Origin of the sequence: Arthrobacter silviterrae (assembly GCF_011045165.1) — a bacterium.
Classification (GTDB): domain Bacteria; phylum Actinomycetota; class Actinomycetes; order Actinomycetales; family Micrococcaceae; genus Specibacter; species Specibacter silviterrae.
The window spans coordinates 48,456-66,295 of the sequence record NZ_JAAKZI010000028.1 but is presented as its reverse complement, the minus strand read 5'-3'; the positions used below and the strand labels follow the sequence as shown (position 1 = coordinate 66,295).

Sequence of the window (17,840 nt, the reverse complement as noted above, 5' to 3'; positions counted from 1 at the left end):
GAGGAATGCCTACAATGAGCCACAATCCCAAAGCGAATCGGGCAGGCTTCTAGTCGGTATATCGAGGTGAGTCAGGACCCCTCCTGCCCTTCGCGATCAAGGGATAACCCCGCGGAATAACAACCGGCCCGGGGCAGCTGGGGGGCGGCTCCGTCGTGCCAGCGGTACTCGAAAATTCTATTTTCATCTCAGATGGTAAAAACTACCGCTTTGCGCGCTAACCCATTCATTGTAACCCCGCATGTCGTCTCAATACTGTCCATCTGACACGCTCTCCTGCCAAATTTCCTCTCAAACTTAGACTCGGATCTCACTATCGCCATGGGTTCACCGACTTCCTAACCCCCAGCCACTCGGCCTAGGCAGCCAAAAAGGGTTCAAATCTTTTATGCGTCTTTCATTCAGAGCCTGAACTTCGCACCTGAGTCCATCCGGCAAGTCACGTAGTTAAACCCGGAAAGCCCCATGAACATGTATGAGGACAAACATGGACAACCGCCGAGGCGATGTCTTTGGAACCCCACGGGTCAGGCCAATCGGACATCTGGGTCGATGGACTCATATGAACTTGTGCCAACCAACGTTGTGCCTTCTGGTACCCCATCATCGCTGGGCGGGCCCTCCACGCAACCAGGGCGCTACGCGCCGGCCACTCCCCCAAAAATTCTTCCTCGGCGCTCCTGCGTCGCTTATTTCCTCGAAACAATTTTTGCCCCGTGCCCGGTACCCCAAGTTGCCCTCCGGCCCCTAAAACCCAGCGGTGATTCCTCTTACCAGAAGGCACCAACAAAGCAGGCGGCCGCGAACACACGGCCACCGTTCACACAGGAGGAGCAGGACAAATGGAACCGATCAGAATCAGCAGCCCGGCAGACGCCATCAGCTACATGGGTCACAGCCTCGGCTACTGGCCAAAGGAGAGCCTCGTCTGCGTCGCCCTCGAAGGCACCGCCCTCGGCCCCACCCTCCGTGTCAACCTCCCCTCAAACATGGACTTCGTAGAGACTTACGCTGAACGCGTGGCCCACTACTTCGGTATCGACGACGACGCTACCGCCGTCCTCATCGCCCTGTTCACCCACCAGCCTTGGGGCAAGGGACACCCCAAGCCATTCGCACCCGTAGTTGAGGGACTCAAGCGCCACTTCCAGACCGCGGGACTGCACGTCCGCCACGTGTGGATCGTCGGCGCCACCTCGTTTGCCCCGTATGACGGCGACGACCCAACCTTCTGCGGCAGGGAGATCCCGCTGGAAGCCCTCGATTCCAGCGTCCTGAATGCCGAGATGGTCTACCGGGGCAGTCTCATCGAACAGAGCGATTCACCCGCGATCCCCGAGCTGGCGGCCACCCGTGCCACCCAGGACGCCGTCGAAGCCGCCATGCGGGACATGGCCGCTAACCCGGCCCATGGCCTTGACGCAGCCTACCGGCTGTGGACGGACCTCCTTGACGGCGGCACTGAACCCACCGATGACGAACTCGCGGAAGTCCTGGCCGGGCTGCAGAACGTGGGGCTCCGGGACCATGTCCTGGCCGACATGCCAGGGCTCAACGAGCCCATGGACGCAACATTGTTTGGCGCCACGGACCAGGCCCCGCAGTGGGACCGGATCGACAGCGCCGAGGTCCTCTTGAAGCGGCTGCTCACCATCGCAGCCCCGTCCCACGCCGCAGCCCCGTTGACAATGCTGGGGCACATCTGCTGGTGGAAAGGCAGGGGAACAGCTGCCGCGAACTACATGCACGTTGCCCTGACCTTCGACCCGGACTACCACTTGGCCCGGCTGCTGGACCAGCTGCTGGGCGCCGGCGTCGTCTCTAGCTGGGCTCAACACAAAGAGACTTGCTACCGGAACCGCTGACCCCGGCCACGGGATCTCCAACCACACGAAGCGAATCCAGGCGGTACCTATGGACATCACCGTTTACAGCAAGCCCGGCTGCCAGCAATGCAAGTTCACCTGCCGCAGCCTGGACCGAGCCGGCATCCCCTACGCCGTCGTCGACCTGACCACCAACGAGGCCGCCCTCGAGTATGTCCAGGACCTTGGCTATTCCCAGGCGCCCGTCGTCGTGGTGACCGAGCACCACCACTGGTCAGGATTCAACCCCACCGAGATCGAGCGGCTCCGGCTCGCCATCCAATAGTCGTCCCAGCAGGAGATCCAGTGCCGCGTGAAACCCTCATGCGGCACTCCCCTGCCTCCAATCAGAGCAGCGGATTGCGCCCATTCACCTGACATCAAGCCTGGTTTCATCCATCACGTTCCGCCAGTGAAATCTTTGTGAGGTCCGTGGCGTTGGTGGCTTGGAGGGACATGCCGCGCGGGCCCGTGCGGCGGGTGGTGCCCTCGATCAGGAGTAGCCGGGTGTTGAAGAGGATGGGCGGGGCGACGTTTTCCTGGGCGTCGGCGAAGAAGGTCGCGTCGATGCAGCCGGTGCCGTCGTCGATGCTGATGAACACGACGCGTTTGCCGCCGTGCATGGGAGGTGTTTGGGTGGCGACCCGGACCCCGGCGACGCGGACGAAGGTGCCGTTGCGCAGGCCCAGGAGGTCTTTGGCTTTGGTGACGCCGAGCTGGTCCAGGAGGGGTTGGTGGGAGTCCATGAGGTGGTGGGTGACGTCGAGGGAGAGGATGTCCAGTTCGGCACGGGTGACATCGACGGGGGTCATCTCCGGTTCGCCGGCTGTCATGGTGGCTGCGTCGATGGCCGGCAGGGGCAGGGCGAGCTGGCCGGGGATCACGTGGGCGCGTTTGCCGTGGCGGGTGGCCTGGTTCCAGGCGGCCAGGTCGCGCCGGCTCCGGTGGTGGTTTCCGGTGTAGAGGGAGTCGAGGGCTCCGACCAGGGCCAGGCTCTCAATCGTCGAGACGCGGAGCCGGGCGCGTTGCTTGAGGTCGGCCAGGGAATCGAAGGGCCGCTGGTTGAGGATGCGTTCGATTTCCTTGGCCTGGATGCCTTTCACGTCCGCCAGGGACATGCGGATCCCCAGGCCGCGATCCCCTGCGGGTTCAACGACGTACTCGTCCGTGGAGGCGTTGACGTCCAGGGGCAGGATGGGGATGCCGAGCCGGCGGGCTTCGGCGACGAGCAGGCGTTTGGGATACATGCCCGGGTCATGGGTCCAGAGCCCGGCCAGGAATTGGACCGGGTAGTGGGTTTTCAGCCAGGCGGATTCGTAGGTCGGGACGGCGAACGCTGCCCCGTGGGCGCGGCAAAAACCGAACGAGCCAAAACCCTTCACCACGCCCCACACCTTCTCTATGGCGTCGGGGGTGTAGCCGCGTTGGGCGGACCGGTCCCGAAAGTAGGTTTCGACTGCCGGGAGTTTCTCGTCGTTGCTGAGGTGGCGCCGGAGCACGTCGGCGTAGGCGAGGCCGCAGCCGGTGAAGATGTCCAGGATGCGCATGAGTTGTTCGTGGAAGACCACGATCCCGTAGGTGCCCCGCAGCACCGGTTCCAGGTCGGGGTGGAGTTGGGCGACGGTTTCCCAGCCGCCGCGCCGGTTCAGGAAGGGCTTGACCATGTCGGCCTGCATGGGGCCGGGGCGGAACAGGGAAATGTCGGTGATGAGGTCGTCAAAGACGGTCGGTTGGAGCTTGCCGATGAGTTCGCGCTGCCCGGGCGATTCAATCTGGAAACACCCCAGGGTTTGGGTGGAGCGGATGAGTTCAAAGGTCGGCCCGTCATCCAACGGCACGGCCTCCAGGTCGATGGCCTTGCCGGTGGTGCGGCGGATTTCCGTGGTGGCGTAGGCCATCGCGGACTGCATCCGCACGCCCAGCACATCAAGCTTGATCAGGCCCATGGGGTCCATGTCGTGCTTGTCGTATTGGGACATGGGCAGGCCCATCCCGGAGGGCTGGACCGGGGTGCGGTCCAACAAGGAAGCCGAGCTGAGGATGACCCCACACGGGTGCATGGAAATGTGCCGCGGGAGCCGGTCCAGGCGCTCTGTGATGTCCACGAGAAGATCCAGCTGCCGGTTCCCCTCGACCCGGCCGGCCAGATCGCGCAGTTCCGGCTTTTCATCCAACGCTTCCCGGAATTCACTCGCCGAGAACCTCCACAACCCCTTCGCGATCCCGTCAATGTCCCCCGGCGCCATGCCCAGCGCCATCCCGGCGTCCCGGGCCGCGCCGCGGGCCCGGTACCCGGACTGCATCGACATCAAAGTCACCCGTTCCGGGCCGAAGCGCTCGAAAATGCGGTGGTAGATTTCATGCCGCCTCGCCGACTCCACATCAATGTCAACATCCGGCAGGGTTTGCCTCTCGGTGCTCAGAAACCGCTCAAACAACAGCTCGTGCCGGATCGGGTCGACCTGGGAAATGCCCAGGGCATAGTTGACCAGGGAGCCGGCCCCGGAGCCGCGGGCGGCCGAGCGGATCCCCATCTCCCGGATCAGCCGGGTCACCTCCGCCACCGTCAGAAAGTACGAGGAGAACCCGAGCTCGGCGATGGTTCCCATCTCAGCCCGCAACCGCTCCTCCACAGCCGCCCGGGACCTGGCCCGGAGTCCCGGATACCTGCTTGCCACGCCCGCCGTGGCCCGTTCCCAGAGCTCCGCCAGGGGATCGCCGGTGATGCCGATGATGGAGGCCTCCGGCATGACGGGGACACCCCAGCCCACATCGGTGACCGGATCAATCCGGCACGCATCCGCCAGTTCTTCAGTCTGCGCCAGCAGCGCCCTGGCCGCCCCCGCCCCGAACTGGCCCAGCACCGCAATTTCCGAGGCCAGCGCCTTCATGGTTGCCACGGGTTTGAGCCACCCCTGGGCTGTCGGCTGGACGCCCACCTCATCCAGACAGGCCAGGGCCCGGGCCGCGTCCAGGACATCCGCGGTGACCGCCCCGTCAGGCTCGGCATACCGGACCATGTTCGTCAGCACGGGCGTGATCCCGGACCGGGCGGCCAGGCGGAGCATGCGAATGGCGTGCGGGTGGCTGAGCGGCTGCCCGGGCTCGGAAAGATGAGACACCACCTCAACACGCAAGGCCTCGGCCGGCAGGACCGATTGCCAGGCGCGCAGCAAGGGCAGGCCCTCCCGGCGTGCCCCGACCCGCCGCCCGACATCCGAGAGCGGGCCCAGCAACACCGTCCCGACCGGCCCGGACCCCGTCAGCAAATGGCCCGCAATCTCTTCCGGGCCCACCCCGACCGGCGAACGGGTGTGCGCCGTGGACACCAGCCGGCACAAAGCCGCATACCCCGCCCCTTGGTTGTGCCCGTGGGCCAAGACCACAACACGGCCGGCCACCCCGCCGTCGCGGTCCAAGGTCGCGAGCTCCACGCCAAGGATCGCGTCAATCCCCGCCCGCCGACAGGCCGCAATGTGCTTGGGCACCCCGTACAAGCCATCACGGTCCGTGATCGCCAGGGCATCGGCGCCGCCATCCCTGGCCGCGGCGGCCAGGGTGTCGGCCCAGTCCACCCCGTAGTGGGCGGAAAAGGCGGAGGCAACATGCAAATGAATGAACACAGGTGCTCAGCCAAGGATCCTGGCGAGCCGCCACCCGGAATCCTCGCGCGTCAACTCAAACACCCGCTCCGCCGAACGGCCGCGCCGCGTGGCCGTCAGGCGCCACACCTCCGTCTCGAGAACCTGGGCACCAATGCCCTTGGTGACCCGGTCCTGTTCCGTCCACCAGGGACGGCGCGTAAAGAACCGCATCGGCATCTCCGTCATCCGATACCGTCCCGACCGCCACGCAAACCCCAACGGACTCCCCGCCGGAGTCGTCCAAACGTCCACACGTTCACCAACAACCATCGAACACACCTCTACACACAAACCCGTTAATAGAATACGTGTTCGACAATAGAATGCGCCACTGACATCTTCAGGCGACCACCCCACCAAGCCACGAACAAGGCCCCCGCCACCACAGGCCTCCCAGCACTACCTCCCCCACCCTCGACCGTCTCCCGGCGCCAACCCAAAGCCCGCCCCCACGGCCAATTCGCCCCCACCCCGCCGCCGCAACCAAAAAATCCCTCACACCTCTTGCATCCAAGGCCCTGCCCGTCGATTTCTGCATCGACGGCCACTCACGCTGTAATCCCTCTCCAGCACCATGAACTGGTATGGATACGAAAATTTGCGCCGAGTGCGGAACCTCCTTTGACCCGCGACGCGGCACGCAACGGTACTGCTCCCCCACATGTTCTCATCGCCATCGTGACCGGGAATGGCAGAAGCGCAACCGGGCGAAGTCCCGGCAAATGTTGCAGTCGCAACTCAAGGACTCGGCCGCGGCGGGCAGAATGCGATTGGAGAATACCCAGGAAAAATGTCGGCGGCAGCTCGCCGCGGCGGACGCACATGCCAGACAAAGACTCGAAGCCGAAGCTGCCCAGCATGAGCGCGAGACCGAAAAACTTCGGACCAGGCTCCGGGACCTGGCCACCATCAATGTCGACATCGCCTGCGAAATCCCGGAGTTGAAAGCGCAGGTCACGGAACTGCAGCTTGAGAATGCACGCCTTCTACATAGCCAGGGCGCAGACATCAAGGAGCTCATGCAAATTGCCGGCCGGCTGTTCGAACTTTCCGCCCGCCTGGGCCTCCCCCTCGACAAGGCAACGCGGGAAATTTTCGCCCGCCGCGGCTGGCGTACCAACACCCTCGTGCCGGACCAATGACCGTCTCGCTCTTCCGGCTGACCGCCGACACCGGACTGAGTTACCTGCTGAAGACCACCATGCAGGACGACGCCCTCTCACCCATTCCCGATGCCACCACGTACTACGTCAAGGCGGGCACCCCGCAGGGACGTTGGCTGGGTCACGGCCTTGGCGGCATCAACCGCCGGCCCCTCCAACAAGTCACCACAGCAGACGCCAAGTCAGTCTTTTCCCATGCCACGCACCCCGACACCCAGGCCATCCTCGGCAGGCTCCACGGACACACCACTGTTGCCGCCCGGAATGGCGAGGAGCGGCAACGCCACGCCGTCGCCGGCTTCGACCTAACCTTCAGCGCTCCCAAATCCGTCTCCGTACTCTGGGCCCTCGCCGACAAGGACGTCCAACAACTAGTCCTCGCCGCCCACCACCGCGCGCTCAACACGGTCCTTGACTGGCTGGAAGACCAGGCCATCCACACACGCACCGGGCGCGGAGGCGTGGCCCACGTCGGCACCACGGGAGCCATGGCTGCAGCATTCGACCACTGGGAATCCCGCACGGGCGATCCCCAGCTCCACACCCACCTCGTCATCGCCAACCGGGTCCAGCGGGCCAGCGACGGTGCCTGGGCAACCCTGGACTCCCGAACTTTGTTCAAGGCCGTCGTCGCGGCCAGCGAACAATACAACGGCCTGCTCTTTGACGAGCTCCAGCGCACCCTGGGCACGGACGCGGACTTCCGCGCCCCCATCGCCCGGCAGCGCAACCCCAGCCACGAACTCATCGGCATCAACAACGAACTCATCCAGGAATTCTCCAACCGCAGCCGCAACATCAACATTGAAACGGACAGACTCATCCGCGACTGGCACAAGGCACACGGCAAAACGCCCAGCGCCACCACCGTCATCAAACTCCGACAAATCGCCACCCTCTCCACTCGCCAGGCAAAGGACGAAACCCCGAAACCCTTGAACGATCTGCGAGCAGGATGGCAAAGCCGCGCAACAGGTCTCGGCCAGACCCCCAAATCCATCGTCAACGCCACCACCCACCGCTCCAAGCTACGGCCAGTCCGCGCCTGCGACCTCACCCCCGAATGGGTCGATGCCGCCGGAACCGTCACCCGCGACGGCGTCGCGCAACGCCGGGCCACCTGGAACCGTTGGAACATCCTCGCCGAAGCGGAACGCACCTGCGCCGACATCCGCTGCGACTCCCCCGCCGACCGCCGCGCCATGATCGACGCCATCACCAGCAACGCCCAAGGCAAATCCGTTCCGCTCAACAACGCCCGCTACCGGCTCCCCGTCAACGCCACCCAGGACCTCACCTTCGCCGGCCACACGGTCTTCGACTTCCCCGGCGCCCGCCTCTTCACCTCAGCCTCCACCCTCGCCAATGAACAATTCATCCTGCAGGCAAGGAACAACACCGGCGGGCCGGCTATCGCTGTCGCCCAGGCTTCCAGCCACCTCGCCTCATACCGGCACCGCTCAGGCTACGGCCTCGCCCCGGACCAGCTCTCCGCGGCACAGACTGTCCTCGACAGCGGAAACCGGCTGGACGCCGTCGTTGGCCCCGCAGGATCCGGCAAGACCACCACCTTGGCGGCCATCAAGTCAGCGTGGGAGGACACCCACGGCGAGGGCAGCGTCGTCGGGCTTGCACCGGCCGCGGCCAGCGCCGAAGTCCTGGCACATGAACTGGGGATCGTCGCGGAAAACGTTGCCAAGTGGCTCCACGAAAGTGTCGGACAGGGCGCCAACAACCGCGCCGAACGGTTCCGCTCGTTGGAACAAACCCGGAAGCGGCCGGGCGGCCTGGCCAACAAGTATTTGGCCAGCATTTCCCTCCAGCAGGCGCAATGGCAATTCAAGCGGAACCAGCTCGTCATCATTGATGAGGCTTCCATGGTCTCGACCATCCAACTCACGGGGCTGGTCCACCAGGCAGCTGACGCGGGGGCAAAACTGCTGCTGGTGGGCGACCCGGCCCAACTTGACGCGATCGACGCCGGCGGCATCCTCGGCTGGCTCCACCGCAGCGGCAAGGCCGTGGAACTGACCAGCATCCACCGCTTCATTCACGCCTGGGAGGGCCCCGCATCCCTGCAACTCCGCGACGGCACGATCGAAGCCGTGGATGAGTATGCCGCCCACGGCCGAATCCGGCACGGTGCCTTCGACACCATGGTTGAGGAAGCCTACCAACGTTGGGAATCGGACCGACAAGATGGGAAGTCATCGATCCTCATCGCGCCGGACAACGACACAGTCACCACCTTGAACGAGCGCGCACATGCCGACTTGGTCGCCGCAGGACTCGTCGACGCAGAACACACCATCTCCCTCAGCGACGGCCTGACCGCGGGCCGCGGGGACATGATCATCGCCCGGAAGAACAACCGCCACCTCACCGACAGCAACGGCGACTACCTGCGCAACGGCACCCTCCTCCGGATCATCAAACGCCCGCGAAGGGACGGCAGCGTCCTCGGGCGGCGCGTGGACACCGGTGCAACAGTCCGGCTTGATCCCCGCTATCTCGCTGAATCAGCCGAACTCGGCTACGCCACCACGGCCCACCGGTCTCAGGGCATTACCGTCGACACCAGCCACACCGTCCTCACCCAAGGCCGACTGACCCGCGAACTCTTCTACGTCGGCATGACCCGCGGCCGCACCAGCAACACCGCCTATGTGTGCGAATCCAACCCCGCCGCCGATGAACCGGCCATGACCATCCCGTCATCCAGCTGGCGGCAGATCCTCGGCGAAGTCCTCGCCGCGGAAGGGGCCGAGCGCACGGCCCACGAAGTCCGCACCAACGAGGCCAACAAGGCAGACACGCTCGAGAGGCTCGCCGCAGAATACGACTACCTCGCCCAACTCGCCGCCGGCGAGCACCTTGCCGCGGTCATCGCCAAGGTGATGCCCGACGTCGTCACCTACCTTCAGCAGTCCCCCTCCTGGGGTGCCGGCGTGGCTGCGTGGCGCCGGGCCACCGCATTGAATCCCGGAGGTGCTACGCGGGTGCTGGAGGGCGCACTCCTACACCCAGGCGACGCCCAGGACCACATGGCAGTCATCCACGCACGCCTACGCACAATTACCGGGACAGGACATTCCAGACAGTTGGACGCGCTGAGTGAGGAACTGACCACCACGAGGCCAGACCTGGAGGAGATGATCAACCAGATACGCTCCCGTACCGCCAGCCGCCGCACCCTGGTGGCCAGGGAAGCCCTTACGGGCATGCCCCCGTGGGTTCGCTCCCTCCGAGCCACAGCGGGAGGCGAGATTGACGCCCAACGCTGGGCCGCCGTCGTAAGTGACATTGCCGCCTACCGTGACCGCTGGGACATCGAAACGCCCGCGGATCCGCTCGGCCCGGTGCCCGCCACTTTTGAATGGGAGCAGACGCAGGAACATGACCGGATCCAACGGCTGATCCAGTCGATGCTCACAAGCTCGGCTGGGTTGGCGGACAAGGGCGAGGCTGCCATGCACGCGCCAATTGTCCACAAGCCCCTTATCGATGTCGGGCCGTCGCTCTAAACTGAATGTCGAAAGGAAGCGTGGTGGTCATGAACCCGATGATCAAGCCGGACGTGGTCTCACCGGTTGTCCTCGGCGGGAGCATTGTCGCTTTTCCGTGCACGCTCTACCTGGTTCCGGCGACCGTTGCGAACTGGCCGGCTCCCGGATGGCTGATTGCGACGACAGTTATTTTTCTCGTCATTTCTGCGCTTCTGGTGCTGCGATGGGTGTTCAAGGTCCGCCGTGCCCGGCGCTGGAAAGACAACGCAAAACGGCTGTGGCAGGAATTGGCGGACGTCAAACGAACCAGCGCCACGACCACCGAAGTGACGGTTCTCAGCGTTGAGGAAGTGCAGCCGACCGGTGCCTGGGTCACAATCACGTGGAACCAGTTCGGCTACCGGCAACCCGCCTGGATCGAAGGTGCTGGCGGAACGTACTGGCCGGGATCCGTCCTGCTCATTACTCCGGATCCGAACCAGGTCCACATCGGGCAACCCTGGCCACCGACATACAGGATCGCGGAGAGTGACTGCCGGGCAGTGGCACCGGCAGGCGGGTATGGAGACGGATAAATCATTTCTAATGATAAAAAGTATGACAGTAACCCAACTAAGTAGCCGGAATTGTAGCGGTGGGAAAAAATTATGGAACGAGATTTTCATTCTTTGCAAAAAGATAGGACTTAGATAACTACTGGATCACGTTCCTCCAAAAGATTCGAAGACCACTAAAAATGCTGCGAACGACATCCATATGGGCCGAACCTCCATCCGCAGCGGCGATTGATATCGCTATCGCGATTAATGCGGTGACGAGAGACAAAAGGGAGATCCAAAGAGCCCATCGTTGAACACGCATCCCCTCAATTGATCCTGTCAGCGATGCCACAACCCCCAAAATCTGCCTCGTTTCGGCGTCATCTCGTAGAAGCGATTTCGCCTGCTGCCGTTGATACAATAACATGCTTGAAAGCTGACTTTCAGGCTCTACGTGCTGGCTCACAGACTCAAGAGTGGGTATCAAATTGCGTTCCGTGAAGAACTCCATTACGTTCCATTTGTAATCATTTGGGAAAGTTGTAATCAACCGAACGCCACTGGCTATAGACAGCGTATCTAAGCTACCGCGGAGAAACGACTCGCGAAGCTTTTTGGTACTTCTGACTGCATGGCGGGAATGCAGATCGTGAGCTAAGTCCCGTGAAGCTGCTGAACTTCGTGATTTGAGTCCCAAAAGAGCTGTGATACCGAGACGAGCCAGGAAACGCGGCACGAGCTCGTTCACCTCATTGGCAATGATTCTAATTGACGGCGGCTCACCACCGGACGTCGCATCGTCGTTGTTAGGAATGTCCAACAAACAACCAGAAAGGGAATATAGGTCATACTCACGATTAGGGTCCGATTGATGACCGGGCGAGTATTGCGTGAACGATATCCCGGGCAGTTCGGGAGCAGTTGTTCGAAAGAGCCCGGGACTCAGGCCCAGCGCTGGAAGATAGTTGCCTCCATCTCGGAAAGTGGTCACGAATGGCTTAGCGATCTCAGTGATTATCAGATCCATGGTCGGCAGCTGTTTGCCTCTGCTTTCAGCCGCGAATACTCCAGGCATCCGCCGGACGAACCATCCGCGAGCCTGGTCATGGATTGCAGCTCGTTCCCTTTCTACCCATCGATTTGACTCATCCAATCTGCTTCGGACGCTATGGGCGCCTCGCCCCAAATTGGTGACGACAGGCTCACGTACGGCCCGCAACGCACGGTCCAATCGAAGTGAGTCATGCTGCTTTAGCTCGAAGCCAGCCACCAATGCAGTAAGTGAACTGCCAAGCTCGACTAGGGTTACATCAATGGACTTGAACATCGGTGGCAAGCGTTCCGCCTTATATCCGAATATCCGCCGGCTGCTTTGGTCCATTTCGGCCGGGTCCACCAGCTTGGCAATTGAGCGAGAGCCTAGATTGCCGGATTGCCGTGCCCTGCGAATAATGTTTTCAACGTTCGTCCCCAATAATGGGGAATCTTGTGTCCATCCGGCACGCCTTATCGACCGAAACATTCCGTCTGCATAACTCGGTGGAAACATTTCGACAACCCAAACATAGGGAACGCTGATCCGTTCATCCGTAGGGATAACTATGTTGTAGTTCCCATCGTTGAGGGGCCGAGATTTTTCATGATGGACGGAGCTCAGACGATACAACCATGCAATAAGTACATCGAAGGGCTTATGCACGAATGCAGGTAGTTGCCCGTAGAAGCGGCGACCAGCGAACGAGAGCAATCCATTCTGTAAACGATCGAACCAGGGAAGCCGACGGCCAGGTCCGTCCGGATCTGGCCGTCTACCTTCATCGCCGGTCGAGTTTGGAGGTTCCGTTTCATCCGCCACCAATTCCGCCTCTCTGGACACCGTTTCGCAGGAGTTTTCGAGCGAAATTCTTCGCACCGCGCGGCCTAAGCCGCACATTCATCGTAGCTGGTCAGCTAAGCTCATCTGGCCGTGATCTGTTTAGCCGATCTGTCGATCAACTCATCTGCCCCGCAGGGCGATAGCAAACTGAACTATCCAGTATGAGTGCATGGGGTGCCCATCTGTTGCACCCATCGGGCATACGACAGAAGCGACGCCCGTTCCCGAGGGTAACCAAATCCACACACCGGGTTTGGATACTAGCACCGGTGACGGGTCTTAGTGGTTGCAGTCGTCGCGACAAGGTGCGTGATTGTCGTATTATTCGCGGGGCGTTTGGCTGCACCATCGCACTTAGGAACAGCTTTCCGGTCCGACAGCCAAACCGGAATATCAGTCCAGTCGGTTTTGAAAAATATCGTAGTATTCAATACGATTACCGCAGCCTAATATCAGCCCATTGGTTATAGCGGATCGTGTACGCGTGACAACAGCATGATGCGGCGACCTTGAGGCTAAAGCCAAATCCCTGGATCCAGGCGAGAGCCGACCACCCGAGTCCGCAGGCTGGGTGACGTCCAGGATGCTTTTGGACGCTGACGTCACTCTCGCGAGGACGGACTTGGCAATGTCTGCCCGGGACAGTAATTTGCAGCCGGCGGCTGATTGCATGATTGAATCCGCTTCGGCCTCCAGGACTGCATCTGCCCAACCGGCCAAGTAGCTCGATGACTGCGGTCCGCGGTCGATTCCGTGGGCTTTCAGGACCGTGTAGGCAATCGATTCGGCCTCCACCTCGGCGAGTCCGCGGTGCTCGGTGCTGCTGCCGTAGAGCTTGCCCAGAGCGTCGTCGGGGCCGTGAAGCATGACGTGCCCGATTTCGTGGGCGAGGACCGCAACGCGTTCGACTGGCTCAAGCCATTCACCGACGCTGATGAGGTGCCGAGCAAAGTTGGTGTAGCCGCTAGCCAGCGAGTGCTGACTCTGGGAAACGTCAACAGCGAACCCCCGCTGCCCCGCAACAGTAACGAGTGATTGCCATAGCTCCTGATGCTTACCTTCGATGCTTGGATCAACTTCGGCACCACGGGTCGGCACCATGAGCGGCTCGCCTTCAGTTTGTGAAACGTCGAAGACGGCCTGGCCCCGCCAGCCAACAATCCGTGTTCGCTTGGAGCCGCCAGACTCTGTGGCAGCGGCCACCGACAGTGGATTCTTCGGATCTATCTCCTCTTCAGCCCTTGCGGTTCGTGGCGCGATCACCCACAGGGCGTGTTCACCCTTGAGTACGTACCTTCCGTGGCGTTCCCACTCCTTGTAGCCGGCCACGAGAGTCGGCGGCTCCTTGCCGCGTTCCTGCATCTGGGCCATCAGCATCGCGGCGTTCCCGCCGGAGTAGCGCCAAAGGGTGGCTGAGTTGTCCAGGAGTTTTTGCCAGCGCCACGGCTCGTTGACAGCCTGTTCGAGCAGTTCGATGAGACCTTCCGTTAAAGCCTCCACGCGTTCGGCCGGCGCCGGATGGCTTGGTGGCGGCGGCGCTTGCCGTTCCAAGAGGCCGTCCCCCTTGGCCGGTTCGGATTCCAACGGATCAGCACTCATTGCCGCCACCTCCACCGCATAGATCTTTGGCGGGCTTCCGTCCCGCCCATATGTTCATAGGGGCCAGAACCCCAAACAGCGTGAATTGGGCTGGGTCACCCGGGCCCGAATGCTAAGACTGGGGAATGGGGCCGCCAGGAGGCAATACCCGGCGTACCGTCTCCCTGTGGACCTGCAGGCCGACACACCCCGCCGTGCGCGTGCGGTCACGCATCCGCTCGATGCTGGATGTCAGCCGCTCGTGAAAGGCAATGGGACCGAAGCCGCCGTCGTCCTCGGTGTAGGAGGCTTGCTCGGCCCGCTGGAGCCCGTACAGTTCTGCCACCATGTCGCTGTGCTTCCACCAGCAGTCCGGGATCACAGAGGTGGGCAGGTGATACGTGTCCACCAACCACTGGACCCACTCCCCCAGGTGCTTCCAGACCGTCTCTGCCGTACGGGGATCCATGTCCCGCCACCTGTAGGTCATTGGTATCCGCTTTGACCGCTTGCCTTCGGCGGAGCCAAACAGCATCGCGGCAAATTCGTCCTCCGCTCCCCCGCCGACGGTGTATTCAAATGAATCTTCCTCATCCATTGCTTGCTCCAATCAATCCGTGGTTTCAGTTCTCATTACGACTTCCTGGCGGCGCCGGTGGCCGTCGGCAAGTTCGCGTTCGGTCTCGGCCTTGGAAAGTCCCAGCTGGACGGCGTCCTTGCGCTTGTGCCACTCACGCAGGTCCAGCAGGATGGGACGCGTCCTCCGGCCCAGCATGATCGCCGTCCCTGCTGGGAGCCGGCGAATCTCATGCAGAGGAATGACCGCAGTTTCCCGGACCTGCTCGCCGTGCTGGCTCCCTTGGGACGACCAGGACCTCGTGTTGACCGTGGTGCTGCGCTCCCCGATCAGCCCGGACAGAGCCCGGAGGTCACGTTCGTCGGAGCCGCCGCCGAAGATGACCTTAATAATGGCCGCGTCCCAGATGGTGGCGGCCTCGTCGATGGACCACCCGGACCGTGCCTGGGACAGGGATTGCAGCACAACAATCGTGGAGATTCCGATTCCGCCGCCGTCGGACAGCACCACTGGCAGCCCGGGCCACGGAGAGAGGTTGGCGATCTCGTCCAAAATGAGTGAAAGCGGAGGGTCCAGCCTTCCGCCGGGAGCCACGAAGGCCATTTCCCTGGCGGCGTGGTCGATGTCGTCGATCAGCGCAGACAGGTATGGGCCGGCCGCGGCAGCCCCGGACTTAGTGCCGATCAAATAGAGCGTGCCGCGCTGCCGGATGAAGTCCTTCGGGTCAAATTGCTCCGCCTCACCGCGGGGGTCAAGGGCGGACAGGACGGTTGGTGAGGAGAGAGGTGCGACGGCGGCGCTCACGCCGATCCAGGAATTGGAGGTATTGCGGGGGTCATCGTCGATAATCCCCATGAGATCAGCCTGCCAGCCAAGGGCTGCTTCAGGTCTGCCGAGGATTTCCAGTGCCTCCTTGGCCAGGACCGGGTTTGAGGCCCAGCGGCGGAATCCTCGGACGCCGTCGCCTGACAGGGCTGCGGCATGAAGCAGACACTGAAGGACGATAACGGCGCGCTTCTGCCACGCCGCATTTTCGCCCTTGAACTCGGTGTCCGCGGTAATGACGAGTGCCCGGCGGGTGGCAATGTCCGGGTCCACGCAGCCCCGGACAGGTGACCACCTCAGCGTCGTCGGCAAGCCCGACATGCCCTGTGGATCGAACACCGTCACCGGCCGGCCGCCAGAAGCGCGGGCCTTCATGGTCACCACCAGGTTGTCTGCCCGGGTAGAGGTCGTGACCACAGCGCCGGGTGCGTCGAGTATGGCGTTGATGATCAGGTACAGCCCCTTGCCCGAGCGCGGCGCGCCCTGGATGACCATGGATTCCTCCGTGGAGACGTGGACGGTGACGCCGCGGGACTTCCCCACTGTCCAGGAGACCTGCTCAACGCGCGGTTTGGTCAGCCCGGGGCGCGTATATTTTCCGCGCCGAACAACGGCGCGGGAGCCAAAGTCCCGCACGATCTCGGCACGCCGGGCAACACCCTCGCGGCTGAGAATGTCCTTGCGGAGCCAGGAGCCAGACTGCCGCCAAGCCCGCCACGCGAAGTAGCCGGCAACCGTGAGGACCAGCACGCCTGCGAGCGCGGGGCCAATGATCATCCACACCGATGCTGTTCCCACGTGGCATGAAGCCGGTGCATTGGTGATCCAGTGCATGCGTCCTGCGAACAGGCCGATTCCCGCCGCGGGGCTGAATGTCCAGGGCTCCGCGGCGTGGCAGGACCATCGCACTACGGTGGCTGCAGCGGCTTGGACGAGGAAACAAAACACCAGGTACACGGCCGCGGCAATCAGCGCTGCGTTGAGCTGCGGGTTGCCGTCATCCAACCGGCGCGACATCAGCGCATCCCCCCATCCGTGCCGAACACCGCCATCTCGTCGGTGGTGATGCGGTTGGCGACAATGAATGACCTGTTGCCGACCTTCCAAAGCCCCATGCCCTTGGGCAGGTTTTCGACGTGCTCGCATTCGGCTTCGGTCAGGCCCAGGGCTTCCTTGGTCAGGCGCATGGCGTCATGTTTTTGTCGGTAGATGATACGGGTGTCAGCTTCCGTCAATAGGCCCAGCGCCTTCTGGCGGAGCCCGCTGCTGCCGTCGCCGATCTCGTTGAGGTCGGCCACCTTGTGCATGATCAGCAGGTTGGCGATTCCGTACGTGCGGGCCAGGCGCCACTGCTCGCTCATCTTGGCCAGCATGTACGGGTCGGCGAGCATTCGCCAGCCCTCGTCGTAGACCACGAGCCTCTTGGCGCCGTCGGGATTGGTCACGGCGGCTTCCAGCCAGGTCGCCCCGCAGGCGGCCGCGAGGGACAGCGCCTGCTCGGAGGCGCCAATCAGGGCGGAGGTGTCCATGACCATGATGGGTGCATCAGCGTCGAAGGCCACCGTGGACGGCGCATCGAACATACCTTCGAGGTCACCTGCCACGGTGCGCCGCAGTGAATGCCCGACGCCGGTCCCTCCGTCCCGTCCGACTAGCGCCACGGTCTCGGGGCTGGGGTTGAGCAGGTACTCCAGCACCATGGGCAAAGTGGGGGTGCTGTTGGCCGCCACGGCATCGGTGAGTGCCATGTCCAGGGCGGTGTGTTCCACGGGACTCATGGGCTGGCCCTGGCGCATCAGGGACACCAGCGCCACGAGCAGGTGGCGGCGGCGCTGGCGCACGACGGCCTGCCATTGCTCGTCGGAGACGGACTTTGCCCGGGGTCCGGCGTCGAGCGGGTTGACCCGGGCCGGCTTGCCCGGTCCCACGGAGATGACCTTGCCGCCCAGTGCCTTGGCGACGGGGACCCACTCCCCCTTGGGATCGGATGCCACGGCCGCTTTACGGCCCAGTGTCAACGACCGAGCAACCAGCGACTTCCCGCACATGGACTTGCCTGTCCCCACCGTGCCGATGACCACGATGGACGGGCCGCTGATCACGCCCTTGTCGTAGAGGATCCAGGGATCGTAGGAGAATGCACCGGAGCCGAAGACGTCGGTGCCGATGTAGGTGCCTTCGTGGCCCAGTCCCGACTCGGTCAGGAACGGGTAGGCGGCGGCAAACGTCATGGTCGATGCCCGGTGGGGTGCCGGGCGAAGGCGGTG

General features: G+C 63.0%; 12 protein-coding genes. 5 read left to right on the top strand and 7 right to left on the bottom strand.

All coding sequences use genetic code 11. The annotated features are described in order from the left end of the window. Window positions 1-842 precede the first annotated feature (842 nt). Complete coding sequence (locus G6N77_RS14865) at window positions 843-1,865, top strand: DUF4192 domain-containing protein (protein ID WP_165182952.1); 1,023 nt, start codon at window positions 843-845, stop codon at window positions 1,863-1,865. A 49-nt stretch (window positions 1,866-1,914) separates the two neighbouring features. Continuing rightward, window positions 1,915-2,151, top strand: a complete 237-nt coding sequence (nrdH, locus tag G6N77_RS14860; protein ID WP_165182951.1) for a glutaredoxin-like protein NrdH — start codon at window positions 1,915-1,917, stop codon at window positions 2,149-2,151. Between the two features lie 106 nt (window positions 2,152-2,257). Here nrdH and G6N77_RS14855 read toward each other — a convergent pair whose 3' ends face one another. Both G6N77_RS14855 and G6N77_RS14850 read right to left on the bottom strand, forming a co-directional pair. After that, window positions 2,258-5,488 carry a DNA polymerase III subunit alpha gene (locus G6N77_RS14855; RefSeq protein ID WP_165182950.1) on the bottom strand — a complete coding sequence of 1,077 codons (3,231 nt, stop codon included), beginning with the start codon at window positions 5,486-5,488 and terminating at the stop codon, window positions 2,258-2,260. 6 nt (window positions 5,489-5,494) lie between these two features. Continuing rightward, on the bottom strand, window positions 5,495-5,680 hold the full coding sequence (locus G6N77_RS14850) for a hypothetical protein (protein WP_165182949.1): 186 nt from the start codon (window positions 5,678-5,680) through the stop codon (window positions 5,495-5,497). A 413-nt stretch (window positions 5,681-6,093) separates the two neighbouring features. Here G6N77_RS14850 and G6N77_RS14845 point away from each other — a divergent pair, with 413 nt between their 5' ends. The 3 genes from G6N77_RS14845 to G6N77_RS14835 are packed head-to-tail and all read left to right on the top strand — an operon-like array spanning window position 6,094 to window position 10,753. Next, window positions 6,094-6,651 carry a hypothetical protein gene (locus tag G6N77_RS14845; protein ID WP_165182948.1) on the top strand — a complete coding sequence of 186 codons (558 nt, stop codon included), beginning with the start codon at window positions 6,094-6,096 and terminating at the stop codon, window positions 6,649-6,651. Next, on the top strand, window positions 6,648-10,196 hold the full coding sequence (gene mobF / locus G6N77_RS14840; protein ID WP_165182947.1) for a MobF family relaxase: 3,549 nt from the start codon (window positions 6,648-6,650) through the stop codon (window positions 10,194-10,196). Before G6N77_RS14845 ends, mobF begins: the two co-directional genes overlap by 4 nt. A 29-nt stretch (window positions 10,197-10,225) precedes the next feature. Further along, a complete protein-coding gene (locus G6N77_RS14835; protein WP_165182946.1) occupies window positions 10,226-10,753 on the top strand; it encodes a DUF4381 domain-containing protein in 528 nt (175 codons plus the stop codon). A 118-nt stretch (window positions 10,754-10,871) separates the two neighbouring features. Here the strand turns inward: G6N77_RS14835 and G6N77_RS14830 are convergent, their stop codons facing one another. The 5 genes from G6N77_RS14830 to G6N77_RS14810 all read right to left on the bottom strand — a co-directional run bounded on the left by G6N77_RS14830 (window position 10,872) and on the right by G6N77_RS14810 (window position 17,804). After that, a complete protein-coding gene (locus G6N77_RS14830; RefSeq protein WP_165182945.1) occupies window positions 10,872-12,572 on the bottom strand; it encodes a hypothetical protein in 1,701 nt (566 codons plus the stop codon). 414 nt (window positions 12,573-12,986) lie between these two features. Beyond that, on the bottom strand, window positions 12,987-14,192 hold the full coding sequence (locus G6N77_RS14825; protein ID WP_165182944.1) for an ArdC-like ssDNA-binding domain-containing protein: 1,206 nt from the start codon (window positions 14,190-14,192) through the stop codon (window positions 12,987-12,989). Window positions 14,193-14,304: 112 nt separating this feature from the next. After that, entirely contained in the window at window positions 14,305-14,769 is a 465-nt protein-coding gene (locus G6N77_RS14820) for a hypothetical protein (RefSeq protein WP_165182943.1), read from the bottom strand. 12 nt (window positions 14,770-14,781) lie between these two features. Beyond that, window positions 14,782-16,590: a type IV secretory system conjugative DNA transfer family protein gene (locus tag G6N77_RS14815; protein ID WP_165182942.1), complete on the bottom strand. Its 1,809-nt coding sequence runs from the start codon at window positions 16,588-16,590 to the stop codon at window positions 14,782-14,784. Continuing rightward, complete coding sequence (locus tag G6N77_RS14810) at window positions 16,590-17,804, bottom strand: ATP-binding protein (RefSeq protein ID WP_165182941.1); 1,215 nt, start codon at window positions 17,802-17,804, stop codon at window positions 16,590-16,592. The genes G6N77_RS14815 and G6N77_RS14810 overlap by 1 nt, the downstream gene beginning before the upstream one ends. Window positions 17,805-17,840: the final 36 nt, after the last annotated feature.

Excerpts from the sequence above, each read along its gene's own strand:
- G6N77_RS14865 (WP_165182952.1), top strand. The coding sequence starts at position 843 with ATGGAACCGATCAGAATCAGCAGCCCGGCAGACGCCATCAGCTACATG.
- nrdH (WP_165182951.1), top strand. The coding sequence starts at position 1,915 with ATGGACATCACCGTTTACAGCAAGCCCGGCTGCCAGCAATGCAAGTTC.
- G6N77_RS14850 (WP_165182949.1), bottom strand. The coding sequence starts at position 5,680 with ATGCGGTTCTTTACGCGCCGTCCCTGGTGGACGGAACAGGACCGGGTC.
- G6N77_RS14845 (WP_165182948.1), top strand. The coding sequence starts at position 6,094 with ATGGATACGAAAATTTGCGCCGAGTGCGGAACCTCCTTTGACCCGCGA.
- mobF (WP_165182947.1), top strand. The coding sequence starts at position 6,648 with ATGACCGTCTCGCTCTTCCGGCTGACCGCCGACACCGGACTGAGTTAC.
- G6N77_RS14835 (WP_165182946.1), top strand. The coding sequence starts at position 10,226 with ATGAACCCGATGATCAAGCCGGACGTGGTCTCACCGGTTGTCCTCGGC.
- G6N77_RS14825 (WP_165182944.1), bottom strand. The coding sequence starts at position 14,192 with ATGAGTGCTGATCCGTTGGAATCCGAACCGGCCAAGGGGGACGGCCTC.
- G6N77_RS14820 (WP_165182943.1), bottom strand. The coding sequence starts at position 14,769 with ATGGATGAGGAAGATTCATTTGAATACACCGTCGGCGGGGGAGCGGAG.
- G6N77_RS14815 (WP_165182942.1), bottom strand. The coding sequence starts at position 16,590 with ATGTCGCGCCGGTTGGATGACGGCAACCCGCAGCTCAACGCAGCGCTG.
- G6N77_RS14810 (WP_165182941.1), bottom strand. The coding sequence starts at position 17,804 with ATGACGTTTGCCGCCGCCTACCCGTTCCTGACCGAGTCGGGACTGGGC.